Source organism: Streptomyces olindensis (assembly GCF_040645895.1).
Taxonomy (GTDB): Bacteria; Actinomycetota; Actinomycetes; order Streptomycetales; family Streptomycetaceae; genus Streptomyces; species Streptomyces olindensis.
In genome coordinates this window covers 1-17,185 of sequence record NZ_JBEYZD010000114.1, presented here as the reverse complement: position 1 = coordinate 17,185, position 17,185 = coordinate 1, and the positions used below count along the sequence as shown (strand labels likewise).

Annotated in this window: 20 protein-coding genes and 1 tRNA gene; 6 read left to right on the top strand and 15 right to left on the bottom strand. The window is 73.3% G+C overall.

Translation table 11 applies throughout. The annotated features are described in order from the left end of the window. Nucleotides 1-258: 258 nt before the first annotated feature. The 8 genes from ABZ948_RS38865 to ABZ948_RS38830 all read right to left on the bottom strand — a co-directional run bounded on the left by ABZ948_RS38865 (nt 259) and on the right by ABZ948_RS38830 (nt 4,766). On the bottom strand, nt 259-1,161 hold the full coding sequence (locus ABZ948_RS38865) for an RNA polymerase sigma factor SigF (RefSeq protein ID WP_359767845.1): 903 nt from the start codon (nt 1,159-1,161) through the stop codon (nt 259-261). Between the two features lie 268 nt (nt 1,162-1,429). Beyond that, nucleotides 1,430-2,287 carry an RNA polymerase sigma factor SigF gene (locus tag ABZ948_RS38860; protein ID WP_359767844.1) on the bottom strand — a complete coding sequence of 286 codons (858 nt, stop codon included), beginning with the start codon at nt 2,285-2,287 and terminating at the stop codon, nt 1,430-1,432. Nucleotides 2,288-2,485: 198 nt separating this feature from the next. Further along, nucleotides 2,486-2,779, bottom strand: a complete 294-nt coding sequence (locus tag ABZ948_RS38855; RefSeq protein ID WP_114254004.1) for a Dabb family protein — start codon at nt 2,777-2,779, stop codon at nt 2,486-2,488. Then, nucleotides 2,779-2,955, bottom strand: a complete 177-nt coding sequence (locus tag ABZ948_RS38850; protein WP_031115319.1) for a hypothetical protein — start codon at nt 2,953-2,955, stop codon at nt 2,779-2,781. Before ABZ948_RS38850 ends, ABZ948_RS38855 begins: the two co-directional genes overlap by 1 nt. Before the next feature lie 116 nt (nt 2,956-3,071). Further along, a tRNA-Ser gene (locus tag ABZ948_RS38845) sits at nt 3,072-3,156 on the bottom strand. Between the two features lie 67 nt (nt 3,157-3,223). Further along, nucleotides 3,224-3,655 carry a tRNA adenosine(34) deaminase TadA gene (gene tadA, locus ABZ948_RS38840; protein ID WP_037760234.1) on the bottom strand — a complete coding sequence of 144 codons (432 nt, stop codon included), beginning with the start codon at nt 3,653-3,655 and terminating at the stop codon, nt 3,224-3,226. Nucleotides 3,656-3,711: 56 nt separating this feature from the next. Further along, nucleotides 3,712-4,248, bottom strand: coding sequence for a tRNA adenosine deaminase-associated protein (locus ABZ948_RS38835; protein ID WP_359767848.1), 537 nt, complete (start codon nt 4,246-4,248; stop codon nt 3,712-3,714). 275 nt (nt 4,249-4,523) lie between these two features. Continuing rightward, a complete protein-coding gene (locus ABZ948_RS38830; protein WP_359767842.1) occupies nt 4,524-4,766 on the bottom strand; it encodes a hypothetical protein in 243 nt (80 codons plus the stop codon). Between the two features lie 132 nt (nt 4,767-4,898). Here ABZ948_RS38830 and upp point away from each other — a divergent pair, with 132 nt between their 5' ends. Beyond that, nucleotides 4,899-5,534 (top strand): uracil phosphoribosyltransferase, encoded by a 636-nt coding sequence (gene upp / locus ABZ948_RS38825; RefSeq protein ID WP_359767840.1) that lies wholly within the window; start codon nt 4,899-4,901, stop codon nt 5,532-5,534. 33 nt (nt 5,535-5,567) lie between these two features. On the opposite strand, the gene ABZ948_RS38820 is transcribed toward upp, so the two are convergent. From ABZ948_RS38820 to ABZ948_RS38795, 6 genes are all read right to left on the bottom strand, one after another. Continuing rightward, nucleotides 5,568-6,182, bottom strand: a complete 615-nt coding sequence (locus ABZ948_RS38820; protein WP_359767847.1) for a LytR C-terminal domain-containing protein — start codon at nt 6,180-6,182, stop codon at nt 5,568-5,570. A 121-nt stretch (nt 6,183-6,303) separates the two neighbouring features. Then, nucleotides 6,304-6,600 (bottom strand): type II toxin-antitoxin system VapB family antitoxin, encoded by a 297-nt coding sequence (locus tag ABZ948_RS38815; protein ID WP_004943146.1) that lies wholly within the window; start codon nt 6,598-6,600, stop codon nt 6,304-6,306. A gap of 268 nt (nt 6,601-6,868) precedes the next feature. Beyond that, entirely contained in the window at nt 6,869-7,003 is a 135-nt protein-coding gene (locus ABZ948_RS38810; protein WP_359767838.1) for a hypothetical protein, read from the bottom strand. Nucleotides 7,004-7,069: 66 nt separating this feature from the next. Further along, on the bottom strand, nt 7,070-7,408 hold the full coding sequence (locus ABZ948_RS38805; RefSeq protein WP_359767836.1) for a hypothetical protein: 339 nt from the start codon (nt 7,406-7,408) through the stop codon (nt 7,070-7,072). A 218-nt stretch (nt 7,409-7,626) separates the two neighbouring features. Continuing rightward, nucleotides 7,627-8,238 carry an HhH-GPD-type base excision DNA repair protein gene (locus ABZ948_RS38800; protein WP_359767834.1) on the bottom strand — a complete coding sequence of 204 codons (612 nt, stop codon included), beginning with the start codon at nt 8,236-8,238 and terminating at the stop codon, nt 7,627-7,629. Between the two features lie 36 nt (nt 8,239-8,274). Continuing rightward, nucleotides 8,275-8,997 (bottom strand): siderophore-interacting protein, encoded by a 723-nt coding sequence (locus ABZ948_RS38795; RefSeq protein ID WP_359767832.1) that lies wholly within the window; start codon nt 8,995-8,997, stop codon nt 8,275-8,277. Nucleotides 8,998-9,075: 78 nt separating this feature from the next. On the opposite strand from ABZ948_RS38795, the gene ABZ948_RS38790 reads away from it, so the two are divergent. From ABZ948_RS38790 to ABZ948_RS38775, 4 genes are all read left to right on the top strand, one after another. Next, a complete protein-coding gene (locus ABZ948_RS38790) occupies nt 9,076-11,169 on the top strand; it encodes a penicillin acylase family protein (RefSeq protein WP_359767830.1) in 2,094 nt (697 codons plus the stop codon). Further along, nucleotides 11,162-11,770 (top strand): GNAT family N-acetyltransferase, encoded by a 609-nt coding sequence (locus ABZ948_RS38785; protein ID WP_359767828.1) that lies wholly within the window; start codon nt 11,162-11,164, stop codon nt 11,768-11,770. The genes ABZ948_RS38790 and ABZ948_RS38785 overlap by 8 nt, the downstream gene beginning before the upstream one ends. After that, the gene (locus ABZ948_RS38780) at nt 11,767-12,240 is read left to right on the top strand and encodes a cupin domain-containing protein (protein ID WP_359767826.1); all 474 of its coding nucleotides are present in this window, start codon (nt 11,767-11,769) and stop codon (nt 12,238-12,240) included. Before ABZ948_RS38785 ends, ABZ948_RS38780 begins: the two co-directional genes overlap by 4 nt. 117 nt (nt 12,241-12,357) lie before the next feature. Further along, nucleotides 12,358-14,334, top strand: a complete 1,977-nt coding sequence (locus tag ABZ948_RS38775; RefSeq protein WP_359767846.1) for a copper resistance CopC/CopD family protein — start codon at nt 12,358-12,360, stop codon at nt 14,332-14,334. Here ABZ948_RS38775 and ABZ948_RS38770 read toward each other — a convergent pair. Beyond that, nucleotides 14,234-15,205 carry a DUF72 domain-containing protein gene (locus tag ABZ948_RS38770; RefSeq protein ID WP_359767824.1) on the bottom strand — a complete coding sequence of 324 codons (972 nt, stop codon included), beginning with the start codon at nt 15,203-15,205 and terminating at the stop codon, nt 14,234-14,236. The two genes, ABZ948_RS38775 and ABZ948_RS38770, sit on opposite strands and share 101 nt — an antisense overlap. A gap of 122 nt (nt 15,206-15,327) precedes the next feature. Between ABZ948_RS38770 and ABZ948_RS38765 the strand changes: the two genes are divergently transcribed. After that, a partial coding sequence (locus ABZ948_RS38765) for a PAS domain-containing protein (protein WP_359767822.1) occupies nt 15,328-17,185 on the top strand: 1,858 nt, incomplete at its 3' end.

The following is a 17,185-nucleotide window of genomic DNA, read 5'->3' as shown; positions in this document are numbered from 1 at the left end:
CACTTGGACGAGGGCATGCGGCTGGTGGGCGAGGCGCTCGCCGCCGCCGACCCCGCCGACCCGGGGCGGATGGCCGACGAACTGCTCGGCGAGGCGCCCGCAGCGGTTGGCGCGTCAACGCCAGTCAGTCGGTAAAAGGGTCAATCGCGCCGTTCCGAGGACGGACACCCCCCGGCGCGGCCCCGACCCACCCCCGGCGAGAAGGCGAAGACGCGCACCCCCACACAGCCGCACAGGCCGCCGCAGGCACCCGCCCCGTCAGTCCGAGATCAGACCTTCCCGCAGCTGCGCCAACGTCCGCGTCAGCAGCCGCGAGACGTGCATCTGGGAGATGCCGACCTCCTCGCCGATCTGCGACTGCGTCATGTTCGCGAAGAAGCGCAGCATGATGATCCGCCGTTCGCGCGGCGGCAGCTTCGCCAGCAGCGGCTTCAGGGACTCCCGGTACTCGACACCCTCCAGCGCCGTGTCCTCGTACCCCAGCCGGTCCGCCAGCGACCCCTCGCCGCCGTCGTCCTCCGGGGCCGGCGAGTCCAGCGAGGACGCCGTGTACGCGTTCCCCACCGCCAGGCCGTCGACGACGTCCTCCTCGGACACCCCGAGCACGGCGGCCAGTTCGGTCACCGTCGGCGACCGGTCCAGCTTCTGCGAGAGCTCGTCGCTGGCCTTGGTCAGCGCGAGCCGCAGCTCCTGGAGCCGGCGCGGCACCCGCACCGACCACGACGTGTCGCGGAAGAACCGCTTGATCTCACCGACGACGGTTGGCATCGCGAACGTGGGGAACTCGACGCCCCGTTCGCAGTCGAACCGGTCGATCGCCTTGATCAGCCCGATCGTGCCGACCTGGACGATGTCCTCCATCGGCTCGTTCCGCGACCGGAACCGCGCGGCCGCGTACCGCACGAGCGGCAGGTTGAGCTCGATGAGCGTGTCACGGACGTACGCACGCTCGGGGCTGTCCTCGTCGAGCGCGGCCAGCCGCAGGAACAGGGAGCGGGACAGGGTGCGGGTGTCGATGGCGCCCGCGGCCGGAAGAGCCGGGACGGGCTCGGCCGCCAGGGCCGACACGTCATCGATGGGGCCGAGTGAGTCGAGAGCATGGGGAGCTGTCTCGCTCTCCGCGAGCGTGAGCACCTTCGAGCTGCCCTGTTCTGCGGACATGCCACCCCCTTTGGGTCGCGGGACGGTCGCGGCGAACGCCCCCGTCTGAGGAACGCAGCCTTCACCTGAATACCGGAGCCGAAGCCCCGGCAAACGCGCTTCCCGCAGAATGTCACATGTCGGCAACACGCTGTAGTGACATGTCGACATCTGAGACGCGAATAAGCCCTGCAAACAAGGGGTCTGACGCTTCATCGGCCCCGAACCGCCGGTAACGGCCCTGATGAGCGATTCCCTCGCCCCGGTGACCTCTCGCTCGCGTTTGCGGTTACGCGTCGATCCGGTTCGCAGACCGCAATCTCTGGAAGCTACGCGCCAGTAGCCGCGAGACGTGCATCTGTGAGACGCCGAGTTCCGCGCTGATCTGAGACTGCGTGAGATTGCTGTAGTACCGCAGCAGCAGAATCCGCTGCTCCCGCTCGGGCAGTTGGACGAGCAGGTGCCGTACGAGGTCCCGGTGTTCCACGCCGTCCAGCGCGGGGTCCTCGTAGCCGAGCCGGTCCAGCAGCCCCGGCAGCCCGTCGCCCTCCTGCGCGGCCTCCAGCGAGGTCGCGTGGTACGACCGCCCGGCCTCGATGCAGGAGAGCACCTCGTCCTCGGAGATGCGCAGCCGCTCGGCGATCTCCGCGGTCGTCGGCGTGCGCCCGAAGGAGGTGGTCAGGTCCTCGGTCGCGCTGTTGACCTGCACCCACAGCTCGTGCAGCCGGCGCGGCACGTGGACCGTGCGGACGTTGTCGCGGAAGTAGCGCTTGATCTCGCCGACGACCGTCGGCATCGCGAAGGTCGGGAACTGCACGCCCCGGTCGGGGTCGAAGCGGTCGATGGCGTTGATGAGCCCGATGGTGCCGACCTGGACGACGTCCTCCATCGGTTCGTTGCGGGAGCGGAAGCGGGCGGCCGCGTAGCGCACGAGCGGGAGGTTCGCCTCGATGAGCGCCCCGCGCACGCGGTCGTGCTCGGGCGTGCCCGGCTGGAGCTCCTTGAGCTGCGCGAAGAGGACCTGGGTCAGGGCGCGGGTGTCGGCGCCACGGCTCCGCTGGGGAGCGGCCGGGGTGGTTTCCGAGGTTTCCGAAATCTCCGAGGTGGGTGCCTGAGGTGCGGTACTGGCCAGCACGGTCAACTCCACCTCGTCATCGTCAACTCATCCGTCAACTCTTCCATCAAAAGCGGTCATAGCATCACAAGACATGTGCACTGTGTGCAAGCACCCCATAACTACGTGTTGAGGGATGAATGGCGCATAAATGAACTCACGTCACACAGAAGCCCCCTGTCGCACTGACAGGGGGCCGGAAACGAAGAGGGGGCCGGACCGAGGCCGGGCTCAGAACTCGTAGTCCGCGATCACCCAGGTGGAGAACTCCCGCCACAGCGCGACACCGGCCTGGTGGGCGGGGTGCTCCACGTACCGCCGCAGCGCCTCCGCGTCGTCGAAGGCGGAGTTGATGGCGAAGTCGTGGGCGATGGGGCGGTCGCTGACGTTCCAGCCGAGTTCCCAGAAGCGGATCTCGGGGATCGCGCCGTCGAGCGCGCGGAAGGCCTCGACGCCCTTCAGGACGCGCGGGTCGTCGCGCTCGACGCCTTCGTGGAGCTTGAAGAGGACCAGGTGGCGGATCATCACTTTCCTCCGTTGGCGACCCATGTGGCGAAGTCGCCGAGGGCCCGAGCCGCGTCCGATATGCCCTCGAAGCCTATCTGGACGTAGCCGGCGGCCCCCTTCGGGTCCGTGATGATCACGTACATCACGAAGACCACGAGCACGTAGACGGCGACCTTCTTCGCGTTCACCGCCATCGCGGCCTCCCCAGTCACTGGTGTCCCGAACAGCGCACATGATCGCACGAAGGATCCGGCACACGAAGGGGCAGATCGCACGAAGGGCCCCGTCTGACGACGGGGCCCTTCTCAAGCGGTAGCGGAGGGATTTGAACCCTCGGTGACTTGCGCCACACTCGCTTTCGAGGCGAGCTCCTTCGGCCGCTCGGACACGCTACCGAGGGAGACCTTACAGCAAGGTGGCGCGTGCTCCGAAATCGGTATTCGGGATCCGGCGGCAGGCGAATCAGCGGTCGCGGAAGAACGCGGTGAGGAGCCGGGCGCACTCCTCGGCGAGCACGCCCTCGATCACCTCGGGCCGGTGGTTGAGCCGCCGGTCGCGGAGGAGGTCCCAGAGGGACCCGGCCGCGCCGGCCTTCTCGTCCCGGGCGCCGTAGACGAGCCGGTCGACGCGGGACTGCTGGATCGCGCCCGCGCACATCGTGCAGGGCTCCAGCGTGACCACGAGCGTGCAGCCGGCCAGCCGCCACGCGCCGAGTGCGGCGGCGGCCCGCCGCAGGGCGAGGACCTCCGCGTGGGCCGTGGGGTCGCCGCCGGCTTCGCGTTCGTTGTGCCCGGCCGCGAGCACGGTCGTGCCGTCCGGGGCGAGGACGACGGCGCCGACGGGGACGTCCCCGCCCTGGACGGCCGCGGTGGCCTCGTCCAGGGCGAGTCGCATCGCGGGCCGCCAGGGGTCCCGTACCGGATCCGGCGGTCCGGGGGTGGTACGAGCGGTCAGCGGACGGTCTCCAGGGTCTCCGAGGCGCCCAGGGACTCGGCGATCTCGGTGACGGCGTCCGACGACAGCGTGCGCAGTTCCTTCTCGCTCACGCCGAGGTCCTCCAGGATCTGGGCGTCGCCGACCGGGCCGTGCGGCACGGAATCGACGGAGCCGGCGACCGGGTCGGTGTCGTCGGACTCGTCGTCGTCGGATTCACCGTCCTCGGTGCCGTCGAGGTCGAGGGCGTCGAGGTCGTCCCCGTCGTCCGGGTCCCGGCCTAGCAGCTCGTCGGTGAGCAGGATCTCGCCGTAGCTGCTGCGGGCAGCGGCGGCGGCGTCCGAGACGTAGATGCGAGGGTCTTCCTCGCCGTCCACGCGGACGACGCCGAACCAGGCGTCCTCCTGCTCGATGAGCACGAGCACCGTGTCCTCGTCGGGAGAGGCTTCACGGGCCAGGTCGGCCAGATCCGACAGGGTTTCCACATCGTCGAGCTCTGTGTCGCTCGCTTCCCACCCGTCTTCGGTGCGCGCGAGCAGTGCGGCGAAGTACACCGTGACTCTCCCACTGGTCATAGGCGTGCCGGTTGGGGGTCCCCCCGGCGGAGGTTGCGGGTGGGGAGTGCTCGTCCGAGCCCCACCCACTCGGAATCGTGGCAGAAACAAGGCGTTCAGGGGACGTCTTCGGCTCCCTGTGTCCGGCAGTTTTGATCGCACGCTCGTTGCCGCCACCTGCGGATCGTACGCGGCTTTCCCCCGCTCCACGCACGGCCACCTCGACAACGCCCGCGCGGTTCGTGATCTTCTCCGGCGGTTTCCTCACCCGTTTCCTACCAGCGGAAGGTGCGCATGCGCATCGCGTGCCGCAGCCGGGCGGTCTTGGCGCGGCGCGGCTGGACGCGGTCGCGCAGCTCCCGGGCCTCGGCCAGGTCGCGCAGGAACCGGGCGCGGCGCCGGCGGCGCTCGGCGTCCGACTCGTCCGCCCTGTCCGTCTCGTCCATCCGGTCGGTCTCCGGGTCCGCCCCGGGCTGTGCGCGCGGCGACGGAACGTGTCGCGAATCCCGGTCGGGCATCAGGCTCACCACCCCCAGTCCGTCCCTCCCACATTCCCCCGGACGGGCGGTTTGACGCCAGCGAACGGGTGACGGCCGGGCGGCGGGCTTGCCGTGCGGCCGGGCGCATCCGGCCCGGTTACTGTTGTGGACATGCGTCTCCACGTCGTCGACCACCCCCTGGTCGCCCACAAGCTCACCACGCTGCGCGACCAGCGCACCGACTCCGCGACCTTCCGCCGTCTCGCCGACGAGCTGGTCACCCTGCTCGCCTACGAGGCCACGCGCGACGTGCGCACCGAGCAGGTCGACATCCGGACGCCGGTGGCCGAGACCACGGGCGTGAAGCTGTCCCACCCGCGCCCGCTGGTGGTGCCGATCCTGCGGGCCGGCCTCGGCATGCTGGACGGCATGGTCCGGCTGCTGCCGACCGCCGAGGTGGGCTTCCTCGGCATGATCCGCAACGAGGAGACGCTCCAGGCCTCCACGTACGCGACGCGCATGCCGGAGGACCTGTCGGGCCGTCAGGTGTACGTGCTCGACCCGATGCTCGCCACCGGCGGGACGCTGGTCGCGGCGATCCAGGAGCTGATCCGGCGCGGCGCCGACGACGTGACGGCCGTGGTGCTGCTGGCCGCGCCGGAGGGCGTGGAGGTCATGGAGCGCGAGCTGGCGGGCACGCCGGTGACCGTGGTGACCGCCTCGGTCGACGAGCGCCTGAACGAGCACGGCTACATCGTCCCGGGCCTCGGCGACGCGGGGGACCGGATGTACGGGGCGGCCGAATAGGCCCTACGGGTTCACGAGTAGGCCCTACGGGCTTCAGCAGCCCTTCTTCGACGGTGCCGGCTCGGGCCTGGCCAGCTTGGTCAGGGCCTGGTCGGCGTCCGGCTTCTTCGCCAGCTCCTTGAAGCCGTCGCCGATGACGAGGTCGACGGCGGCGCCCTTGCGGGCCGCCTCGGTGCGCCGCTCGGCGCCCGGGAGCTGGGTGCCGAGCACGGGCAGCGAGGTGTCGCGGGCGGCGGCGGGCCCGAGCAGCACGCCGGGGCCCTTGACCTTCTTGTCGTACTCCTTGGTCGCGTTGCCCACGTCGCCGATCTTGAAGCCGCGCTTCTTCAGCTCGTCGGCGGTCTTCTTCGCCAGGCCGCTGCGGGTGGTGGCGTTGAGGACGTTGACCGTGATCGCGCGGGGTTCGGGCAGGGGGCTGGCGCTGGGCGAGGGGCTCGCCTTGGTCGCGGGGCCGCACTCCGTGCCGCCGCCGGCCGCCGAAGCCTTTCTGCCGCCGCCGGTGAAGACGTCGATGAGCTGCAGCGTGCCCCAGCCGCCCACGCCGAGCACGGTCACGGAGGCGACGGTCAGCACGACGAGCCTGCCGCGCCGCCGGGGCCGGCGCATCCGGGGGTACTTGTTGCCCTTGATGCGGTACTTGCCGCCCATGCCGGGGGGAGTCAGCATGCTCATGAGCGCAGCGTAGTGCGCCCGGGCGACGATGCCTACTAGATGATCATTCGACGTCGCCCAGGGGAACCCGAAAGGGCCAACCCGTGACCTGCGGGGGTCAGTCGAGCTCGAGCACGCGCGCGTGCAGCACCTGGCGCTGCTGGAGCGCCGCCCGCACCGCGCGGTGCAGGCCGTCCTCCAGGTAGAGGTCGCCCTGCCACTTCACGACGTGCGCGAAGAGGTCGCCGTAGAAGGTCGAGTCCTCGGCGAGGAGGGTCTCCAGGTCGAGCTGCTGTTTCGTCGTCACGAGCTGATCGAGGCGGACCGGGCGCGGCGCGACGTCCGCCCACTGCCGGGTGCTTTCCCGGCCGTGGTCGGGGTACGGCCGGCCGTTTCCGATGCGCTTGAAGATCACACGGAAAGCCTACCGGTCACGACCTTCCGGGCGCAGCCATGGCGACGGAGTACGACGCTGAAAAAAACCCCACAAGGGGGTACGAACCGGGAACAGGGTCGTGAATATGCCGCAGGGTGAGCCCCTGTCACCGGCTCCCCGCGGTTCCCGGTGCTCCAGGGGGCGATCTCGCAGACCGTGCGCCTGATTCATCCGAAAGGGGGAGGTGTCGTCGGGATGTTCCGGGCGCGGCGGAGGCGTCGGGGCGGGCGCCCCCGCCGCGGGCGGGTCAGCCGCGTTCCCGCCCCTTCGAGGGCTGCTGCCGCGGTTTCCGCGACTCCGGCTTGGCATCGGCCTTGGGGGTGCTGCGGACGGCTTCCGCGCGCAGCAGGGCGCGCAGGACGGCGTACGGGTCTTGAAGCATGGCTGTGCTCCTTCTGGTTCCGTGCGGGGACTGCGGGACTGCGGGACTGAGGGACCGGGGGTCCGGTCAGCAGCGCAGGACCTCGGAACGCAGGGGGCGGGGGTCGGGCCGCGGGTCCGGCGGCGCGGGCACGGGGTGCTGTGCGGTGCGCGCGGGCCCGGGGGCCGGGAGCGGTGCGGGACGCAGGGGGACGGCGGCGCGGCGGGCGGCGCGGGCCGGCGGGCGCGGGGCGGTGTCGAGGACGTCGCACTCGACGGTGGTGCTCTCCCCCGGGACAGTGGCCGTCGGCGCGGTGTGCGCCTCGGCGTGCGCACCGGGCACGAGCAGGACGAGCAGCAGCACGAGGACCCGCAGCCAGGCGCTTCGGCGGCTGCCGCGGGGGACGGACTGCGGTGCGGGGCTCACGGGAGGTCGTTCCCCGGCGGGCGGTGGCCGTCCATCCCACCGGCCACGAGATCCGCCCGCTCGGCGTACGGCGGCACCCGGGGGGTGCGTCCGCGCGTGGCCGCGGGAGGGGGCCGGCTCCGAGTCCGTGGGGGAGCCGCTCGGTGGCTCGGTCATGGTTCATGCTCGGACCGGCCCGGAGGGGCCCGCCACCTGGGGCGGGCCGGGTGGCTGACGGGCTACTGCCCGGCAGTCTTCGGGGTCTTGGCGGTCTTCGCGGCCTTGGCGGCCGCCTTCATCTCCTGCTTGTGGGCCCGCACCTTGGCCAGCGACTCGGGGCCGGTGATGTCGGCGACCGAGCGGAAGGACTTCGGCTCGCCGTAGGAGCCAGCGGCCTCCCGCCACCCCGTGGGCCGCACCCCGAGCTGCTTGCCCAGCAGGGCGAGGAAGATCTGGGCCTTCTGCTTGCCGAAGCCGGGCAGTTCCGCCAGCCGCTTCAGCAGTTCCTTGCCGGTGCCGACGTCCTTCCAGACGGCCTCGGCGTCACCGTCGTAGTGCTCGACGAGGTACTGGCACAGCTGCTGGACGCGCTTGGCCATGGAGCCGGGGTAGCGGTGCACCGCCGGCTTCTGTGAGAGCAGCGCGGCGAAGGCCTCGGGCTCGTGCGCCGCGATCTCGTGGGCGTCCAGGTCGTCGGTGCCGAGCCGCTGGGCGATCGTCGCCGGACCCTTGAACGCCCACTCCATCGGGATCTGCTGGTCCAGCAGCATCCCGACCAGCGCGGCGAGCGGACTGCGGCCGAGCAGCGCGTCGGCCTCGGGGTCCTGGGCGAGGTGAAGAGTGACGTCCATGCCCCGATCATCCCCCGGGGCGGGCCGGGCCGCGCCTCAGCCGGCGCGCCAGTAGCCCAGCGCGTGCACCCGCTGCTTGGGCAGGCCCAGTTCCTTGCGGACGTACGCCGCGAGGGTCCGGGTGGTGGCCGTGTCGCAGGCGATCCAGACATACGGGTCGGGGGTGTCCCGGAGCAGGCCGGGCAGGTCCGACTTCACCCGGTCGACCAGGTGGGCTCCGGAGTCCTGGCGCGGCACCTTGCGCAGCTCGTGGCGGTCCGGGTCCGTGCGGAACGGCAGGGCGTCGTCGCCGCCCTCGAACCAGACGGTGGCCGGGGCGGAACCGAGGGCGTCCAGGAGGGAGTTGATGGCCGGGAGCGAGGCCGGGTCGCCGACGGCGAAGACGTGCGAGGGCGAGGGGATCGGGTGTTCGAAGCCGGTGCCCTGGACGGTCGCCTCGATGGTGTCGCCCGGCTTCGCCGACCGGGCCCAGTCGCTGGCGCACCCTTCGTGCAGCGCGAACTCCAGGCTGAAGGTGCCGGCCGCCGGGTCCGGGTCGACCAGGGTGTAGGCCCGCTGGTGCGGCTTGCCCGCGTTGTCGAACCAGAGCCGGACCCACATGGTGGGGTGGACGCCGGCCGCGGCGAGCAGGCCGCCGTCGGTGAAGCGCAGCCGGCGGTAGTCCGGGGTGACGTCCTCGGCGTCCGTCACGGTGAACTCGAAGTCCTTCGCGCGCAGCAGTCTGAGGACCGCGCCCTCCCAACCCCGCCCCTGCCCCATCGCCTCTTCACCCTTCACGTACGATTTCGCCCCGCATGACTTAGGCAAGGCTAACCTAAAGCAGAGGAGGGGCACAGCGTGGCCACCGAGATCTACCGTGATGCCTGGGGCATTCCGCATCTGCGCGCGGGCAGCGCGGCCGGACTCGCCCACGCCCAGGGCCTCGTCACCGCCCGCGACCGGGCCTGGCAGCTGGAGGTCGAGCGCCACCGGGCGCGGGGCACCTCGGCGTCCTTCCTCGGCGAGAGCGCCCTGGCCTGGGACCGGTTCGCCAGACGCGCCAGACTCGACGACACGGCGAGACGCTGCTTCGCGCATCTGGAGGGGCAGGACCCGGAGACGGCCGCGTGGGTGCGGGCGTACGCCGACGGGGTCAACGCGGGACTGGCCGAGGGCGCGGCCGCGGCCCACGAGTTCGCCCGCACCGGTCTCACCCCCGGCCGCTGGGAGCCCTGGACCCCCCTCGGCGTCTGGCTGGCCACGCACATCCTCTTCGCCGGGTTCCCCGCCAAGCTCTGGCGCGAGCACGTCGTCTCCCACCTCGGCGCGGAGGCGGCCGGCCTGTTCGCCACCGACGGCCCCGGCACCTCCGGCAGCAACGGCTGGCTGGTCGGCGGCGAGCGGACGGTCACCGGGCAGGCCGTCATCGCCGGCGATCCGCACCGCTGGATCGAAGACCCCGGCGTCTACCAGCAGATCCACCTCTCCTGCCCCGAGTTCGACGTCGTGGGCCTCGCCGTCCCGGGCGTCCCCGGCATCGCCCACTTCGGGCACACCGGCACGGTCGCATGGGCCATCACCAACGCCATGGCCGACTACCAGGACCTGTACCGGGAGCGGCTGCGGCGCACCGGCGCCGGGGTCGAGGCGCTCGACCCGGACGGCGTCTGGCGGCGGGCGGTCCGGCACACGGAGGTCGTCGAGGTCGCGGGCGAGGAGCCGGTCGAGGTCGAGGTGATCGAGACCGGCCGGGGCCCGGTGGTCATCGGCGGCCCCGAGGGCCTGGACGGCGGCACCACCGACCCGGGCCTGCCCCCGGTCGCCGTCAGCCTGCGCTACCCGCCCCGGGTCACCGGCGACCTCGGCTTCGGCGCCCTGCTGCCGCTGCTGCGGGCCCGCCGGGTCGCCGATGTGGACCGGGCCTTCGACCGCTGGGCGGAGCCGGTCAACGTCGTCCAGGCCGCGGACACCGAGGGCGGTGTGCTGCACCGCGTGGCCGGGTTCGTGCCGCTGCGCGCCGAGGCCAACCGGCTGCGGCTGGTGCCCGCCTGGGAGCCCGGCCACGAGTGGCACGGCCGCCAGGAGACGCCCCGTGCCGGGCTCACCGACGGCGTCGCCGTCATGGCCAACCAGCGCGGCCCGGCAGCACCCCTCGGCGTCGAGTTCGCCCCGCCCCACCGCCACGACCGCATCGCCGCGCTGCTCGCGGGCAAGGAGCGCTGGTCCGCCGCCGACATGCCCGCCGTCCACACGGACACGTACCTCGCCTCCGCGACCGCCCTGCTGGACCACCTGGAGTCCCTCGGCGGCCTCAGCCCCGAGGCCCGCGCTCTGAGGGACCGGCTCCTCGGCTGGGACCGCCGCATGGACGCCGGCAGCGCCGACGCGGCCCTGTACGCGGCGGTGCGCGGCGCGGTCGTACGGAAGCTGGCGGCGCACCCGGCGTTCGCCGCGCTGGCGACCCCGCCGGCCTACCCCGAGGTGTTCCTGCCCTGGCTGGCCCTCGTCCCCCGCGTGGGCTTCGCCCTGGAACACCTGCTGACCGCCGGGGAGCTGTACGGGATCGACCGCCCGGCGGCCGTCCGCGCGGCGATCGAGGAGGTGGCCGCGCAGCCGCCGGCCGGGGTCTGGGGCGACACCCACCGGCTCGCCCCCTGGCGGGCGCTGGAGCCGGAGCAGCCGTACGACGAACCCGCGCTGTCCGGCGACCACGACTGCGTGCTGTGCACCTCGGGCGTCCCGGGCCTCACCGACCGGGCCGCGCGGGGCCCGGCCGCCCGGTACGTCTGGGACCTGGCCCGGCGCGAGGACAGCCGCTGGGTGGTCCCGCTCGGCGCCTCGGGCGTGCCCGGCTCGCCCCACCACCGCGACCAGCTCCCCCTCTGGCTCGGGGGAGACCTCGTCCCGGTCGTCACCGACCGGGCGCAGCTGACGAAGGAGACCGATGTCTGACCCGTACGCCTCCCGCACGGCCCTCCACGAGCAGGTGACCGACGGCTCCGGCACCGTCCGCGTGCTGCCGCTGGACCCGCGGGCCGACGCCGGGGTGATCCACCGCTGGGTGAGCGAGGACCGGGCCGTCTTCTGGGGCATGACCGGCCTCTCGGAGGATCAGGTCGCCGAGATCTACACCCACATGGACACCCTCACCACCCACCACGCCCACCTCGTCGTCCGGGACGCCGAGCCGGTCGCGCTGCTGCAGACCTACGAGCCGGAGGCCGACCGCGTCGGCGAGTGCTACGAGGTCAGGCCCGGCGACATCGGCGTCCACCTGCTGCTCGCCCCCGCCGGGCCGGAGGGCGGGCAGTCCGGCTGGACCGCCCGGCTGGTGACCGCCGTCGCCCGGTACGTCCTGCTCGGGCTGGACCGCCGGCGGATCGTCGTCGACCCGGACGTGGCCAACGAGAAGGCGATCGCCCGTTTCCTCAGGCAGGGCTTCACGGCGGGGCCGGTGGTCGTCCTGCCCGAGATCGATCTCCCGGACGTGTACCTGCCGGAGAAGAAGGCCCAGCTCGCCTTCCTGGAGCGGGAGATACTCTTCCCCGGGTGACGCCCGACGACCTCATCGCCCACTACGGACTGGAGCCGATCCCGCGTGAGGGCGGCCTGTTCCGCCAGACCTGGGCCGGCCCCGAACGCCCCGACGGCAGACCGGAGGGCACGGCGATCGTCGCGCTCCTCACGGCGGACGACTTCTCCGCCCTCCACCGCCTGCCCACGGACGAGATCTGGCACTTCTACCGGGGCGACCCCCTGGAACTCCTCCTGCTCGCCCCGGACGGAAGCACCCGCACGGTGCTCCTGGGCCCGGACGTCCTGCACGGCCAGCACGTCCAGTTCACGGTCCCGGCGGGCACGTGGATGGGCGGGAGAGTGGTCGAGGGCGGGTCGTGGACCCTGTTCGGCTGCACGATGGCCCCCGGCTTCACGTTCGAGGGCTACGAGCACGGGGACGCGGCGGAGCTGGCGGCCCGCTATCCGGCGGCGGCCGACCGGATTCCCGGGCTTTCCAGGTCCTAGGCGGGACCGGTGAGCGCTACACGCTTCCCGTCCGTACATGACCGGGAGCCGTACAGCCCGACCCCGGAGATCCACGTGGAGCGCAATGTCGGACACCCCTGGCGACTTCAAGCCCTGGTGCTGCTCGGCACCGTGCTGGTACTGCTCCTCGGGGGAGCGGCCCCCGCCTCGGCCCACGCGGCCCTCCGCACCACCGACCCCGACGACGGATCCCTCGTCCAGCGGGCCCCCCGCCACGTCACCCTGACCTTCACCGAGTCGGTGGGCCTGCTCGACGACTCCTTCCGGGTCTTCGGGCCGGACCAGCGCCGCGTCCCCACCGGCGAGGCCACCCACGCCGACGACCGCTCCGACACGGCCCGGGTCACCCTGCCCCGCAAGCTCGCCCAGGGCACCTACACGGTGGCCTGGCGGGTGGTGTCCGCCGACAGCCACCCCGTCTCCGGCGCCTTCAGCTTCTCCGTGGGGAAGCGCTCCTCGACCATGCTCCAGGTCGACACCGGCCCGGCCGAGGACCCCCTCACCGACCGCCTCCACACCGCCGCCCGCTACCTCGCCTACCTCGCCGCCGCGCTGCTCGTGGGCACGGTCGCGTTCGCCCTGCTGTGCCGGCCCGCCCGCACCGCCCCGCTGCGCCGGCCCCTGGTCGTGGCCTGGTGGACGCTGCTGGGCTCGACGGCCGTCCTGCTGCTGCTGCGCGCCCCGTACGAGGCGGGCACCGGCCCGGCGACGGCCTTCGACGCCGACGCCCTCGGCCGCACCCTGTCCGGCCGCCCGGGCCTCGCCCTGCTCGCCCGGCTGGGCGTCCTCGCGCTGACCGCGGTTTTCCTGGTGTGGCTGTCCAGGCGCCGGGACCGCCGAGGGCCCGTCCCGCTCGCGCTGGGCACGGCCCTGGCCGCCGGCCTGGCCCTGACCTGGGCGGCGGCCGAGCACGCCTCGGCCGGGATCCAGGTGCCGGTGGCGATGACGTCGTCCGTGCTCCACCTGCTGGCGACCGGGGTGTGGCTCGGCGGCCTCGTGGCGCTGCTCCTGACCCTGCGCCGCTCGTCCGGCGAGGACCTCACGGAGGTCGTGCCCCGCTTCTCCCGGATCGCGTTCGCGTCGGTGATCGTCCTGGCCGTCACCGGCCTCTACCAGTCCTGGCGCGGCCTCGGCTCCCTCTCCGTGCTCGGCGGCACGTCGTACGGCAGGCTGCTGCTCGCCAAGCTGGTCGCGGTGCTGGCGCTGCTGCTGGTGGCCGGGTACGCGCGGCGCTGGACGGCGCGGCTCGCCGCACCGGCGGCCACCGCCCGGGCCGCCGCACCGGCCGGCACCGCACGGGCCGGCGCACCGGCCGGCACCGCACGGACCGCCGTATCGGCCGGCACCGCACGGACCGCCGTATCGGCGCGGGTCCCGCAGCCGGTCGGCGCACCGGCCGAACCCGGGGAGCGGGACGGCGCCGACGCGGTGGCGGACGAATCGGCCGACCCGGCCGACCCGGCCGAATCGGCCGAATCGGGTGGCTCCGACCCGAGCGGTCCGGGCGGCCCAGGCGGCACAGGCGATGCAGGCAATGCAGGCGATGCTGGCAATGCGGGTGATGCCGGCGATCCGGACGCCCTGCGGCGCGGCCTGCGCCGATCCGTGCTCGTCGAAGTCGCCGTCGCCGCGGTGGTGTTGCTGATCACGACCGTGCTCACCGGGACCCTGCCCGGCCGCGCCCAGGCCGAGGCGGCGCAGCAGGCCCCGGCGGGCGCGCTGCCGCCCGTCACCCAGGTCACGGTGCCCTACGACACGGGGGCGGACTCCGTGACCGGCCGCGGCAAGGTGCAGGTCACCGTGGACCCGGCCCGGGTCGGCGAGAACGGCGTCCAGGCCGTGGTCTACGGTTCCGACACGGGCCTGGTCGTCGTCCCCGAGGTCCGCGTCACCTTCACCCTGCCCGCCCGGAAGGTCGGCCCGATCGACGCCGAACTCGCCGACCGGGGCGGCTACTGGAGCGCCAACGCCGTCAACCTGCCCCTCCCCGGGACCTGGACGATGAAGACGACCGTGCGGGTGTCGGAGGTGGACCAGGTGACGGTGAAGGGGCAGGTGCGGATCGTGCCCTAGGCAGCCCGGGTGCCGCCGTCGGCCCGTCGCCGTCGAGGAGCCGGGTCATGGTCTCGGCGGCGCCCACGGCGGCGTCGCCGCAGCAGTTGTTGAACAGGACGTGGACCCGCTCGGTCCGCTCCGCCAGCCGGCGCACGCGGGGCAGCCATTCGGCGAGTTCGTCCTCGCCGTAGGCGTACCGGAACCGGTCCTCCTTGCTGCCGGTCCCCCAGGCGGTGCTGCGGCCGTGGAACCGCACGACGGACAGCCGGGGCGAGGTCACGGGCGTCACCGGCGGCACGGACGACGGCAGCGTCTGGGTCATGTCGACGGCGACCGCGGCCATGCCGTACCGGGCGAGCAGCGCGCCCGTCGCCTCCTCCCGGCCCGGCTCCCACCAGGACGGATGCCGGAACTCCACGGCCAGGGGCCACCCGCGCGTCCGCTCGGCGCACTCCCGCAGGAACTCCTCCGCCCGTGGTCCGGGCCGGAACCGGGGCGGGAACTGGAACAGCACGCTCCCGAGCCGCCCGGCCCGCCGCAGCGGCTCGACCCCGGCCGTGAACCGGGCCCACACCGCGTCCAGCACCGCCGGGTCCCGGGGGTCCGGCGGCAGGCCGTCCGGCATCACCGCCCGCCGGGTCGGATGGCCGGTCAGCAGCGAGAACGCCTTCACGTCGAACACGAACCCGTCCGGTGTCCGCTCGGCCCACAGCCGGCTGTTCCGCTCGCTCGGCAGCGCGTAGTACGACGCGTCGACCTCGACGACCGGGAACCGCTCGGCGTAGTGCCGTAACCGCCCCTCGGCGTCCCGCCGCCCGGGCGGGTACCAGCCGCTGCCGACCAGCGCCCGGTCGGTCCACGAACACGTGCCCACGAGGATCTCGCCCATGGGGGAGCGGTTACCCGGGCCGGGCCGCGGCAGCCTCGTCGAGCCCGGCCACAGTGGGACGGTCAAAGCCCCTCAATAGGGGTAAACAGGTGATAATTGCACGTATCCGGGGTTCAAGGCTGATGCCCCGCGAGAGCGAGATGACCGACATGGAGCAGCCCGTCACCCTCGGCCGGGTCACCCGGTCGTCCGGAGAAGAGCCCGAGGTCCTCGAAGCCCTCGTCGGCGAGTCCCTCACCGCCCGCGTCACCCTCGACGACCGCGGCGCGGTGACGGGCTGGAACGCGGGCGCCGAGCGGCTCCTCGGATACCCGGCCGGACAGATGACCGGCCGCCGCGCCGCCGATCTGCTGGCCGAGCCGATCCCGGTGCGGGGCGGCATGCCCGCCCTCGCCGGGCTGCCCCGGTGGAACGGCGACGTCGCGCTCCGGCACCGGGACGGCCGCAAGCTGACGGTCAGGATCCTCGCCCACCACCGGGAGCCCGGCACGGACGCCCCCGCCTGGCTCGTCGTCTCCGCGCTGACCGGCGGGCAGCCCCGGCCCGGCCTCGACGACGCCCTGGTGAGCTGGAGCTTCGCCCAGTCCCCGTGCTGCGCCCTGGCGCTCTACGACACCCGGCTGCGGCTGCGCCGGGCCAACGCCGACATGGAACGCTCCGTGGCGCTCACCGAGGAGGAGATGCGGGGGCTGCGCGTCTGCGAGATCGTCGACGACGACGCCGGTGCCCGGGCGGAACGCAGCATGGCCCGGGTGCTGCGCACCGGTGAGCCGCAGTACGAGGAGAACTACCTGCGCGCCCCGGGCGAGGACCACGAGCACGCCTGGTCGGTCTTCATGTCCGCGCTGCGCGACCCCGAGGGCACGATCCAGGGCGTCTGCCTGGCCGCGCACGACATGACCGAGCAGTTCCGGGCCCGCCAGCGGCTCCAGCTGATCGCCGAGGCCGGCCGGCGCATCGGCGGCACGCTCGACCTGACGCGCACGGCCCAGGAGCTGGCCGACGTGACCGTCCCGGTGCTGGCCGACTTCGTCAGCGTCGATCTGCTGGCCGAGCTGGACGACCTGCACGAACCGTCCGCGCGCGTCCCGGCCGACGGGCCGCTGCTGCTGCGCCGGATCGCGCTGCGGTCGGTGACGGCCGGGGCCTCGGACGCGGTCGGGGCGGTCGGGCGGGTGGAGGCCTACCAGGAGGGCTCGGCGCCCTTCGAGAGCCTGCGCACGGGACGGCCCGCCGTGCACGCGGTGACCGACGAGGCGATCGCCGGGTGGCTGGCGGGCGACCCGGCCCGTGCCGCCCGGGTCCGCGCGTTCGGCGTGCACTCGGTGATGACCGTGCCGCTGGCCGCCCGCGGCACCACGCTGGGAGTCGCCTTCTTCGTCCGGTACCGCACCCCCGAGCCCTTCGGGCACGACGACGAGGTGCTGGCCGGGGAGCTGGCGGCGCGGGCGGCGGTCAGCATCGACAACGCCCGCCGCTACACCCGGGAGCGGGCCACGGCCGTCACGCTCCAGCGGAGCCTGCTGCCGCAGCGGCTGCCCCGGCAGGCGGCGGTCGAGGTCGCCTCCCGCTATCTGCCGGCCGGCGCGCACGCCGGCGTCGGCGGCGACTGGTTCGACGTCATCCCGCTGTCCGGGGCGCGGGTGGCGCTGGTCGTCGGCGACGTCGTCGGCCACGGCCTGCACGCCTCGGCGGCCATGGGGCGGCTGCGCACGGCCGTCCGCACCCTCGCCGACATCGACCTGCCCTGCGACGAACTCCTCACCCACCTCGACGACCTCGTGGCCCGCCTGAACACCGAGGAGGAGGGCGGCGCGGAGCCCACCGCGCCCGCGGACACCCCTGGACCCGCGCGGGCTCCTGGACCCGCGCGGGCTCCTGGACCCGCGCCCCGGCCACCCGAGGGCTCCGACTTCGCGGGCCTTGTGCACTTCGAAGTGCGACGGGCCCGCGCTCTTTTCGCCGAGGGCTACCGGCTGC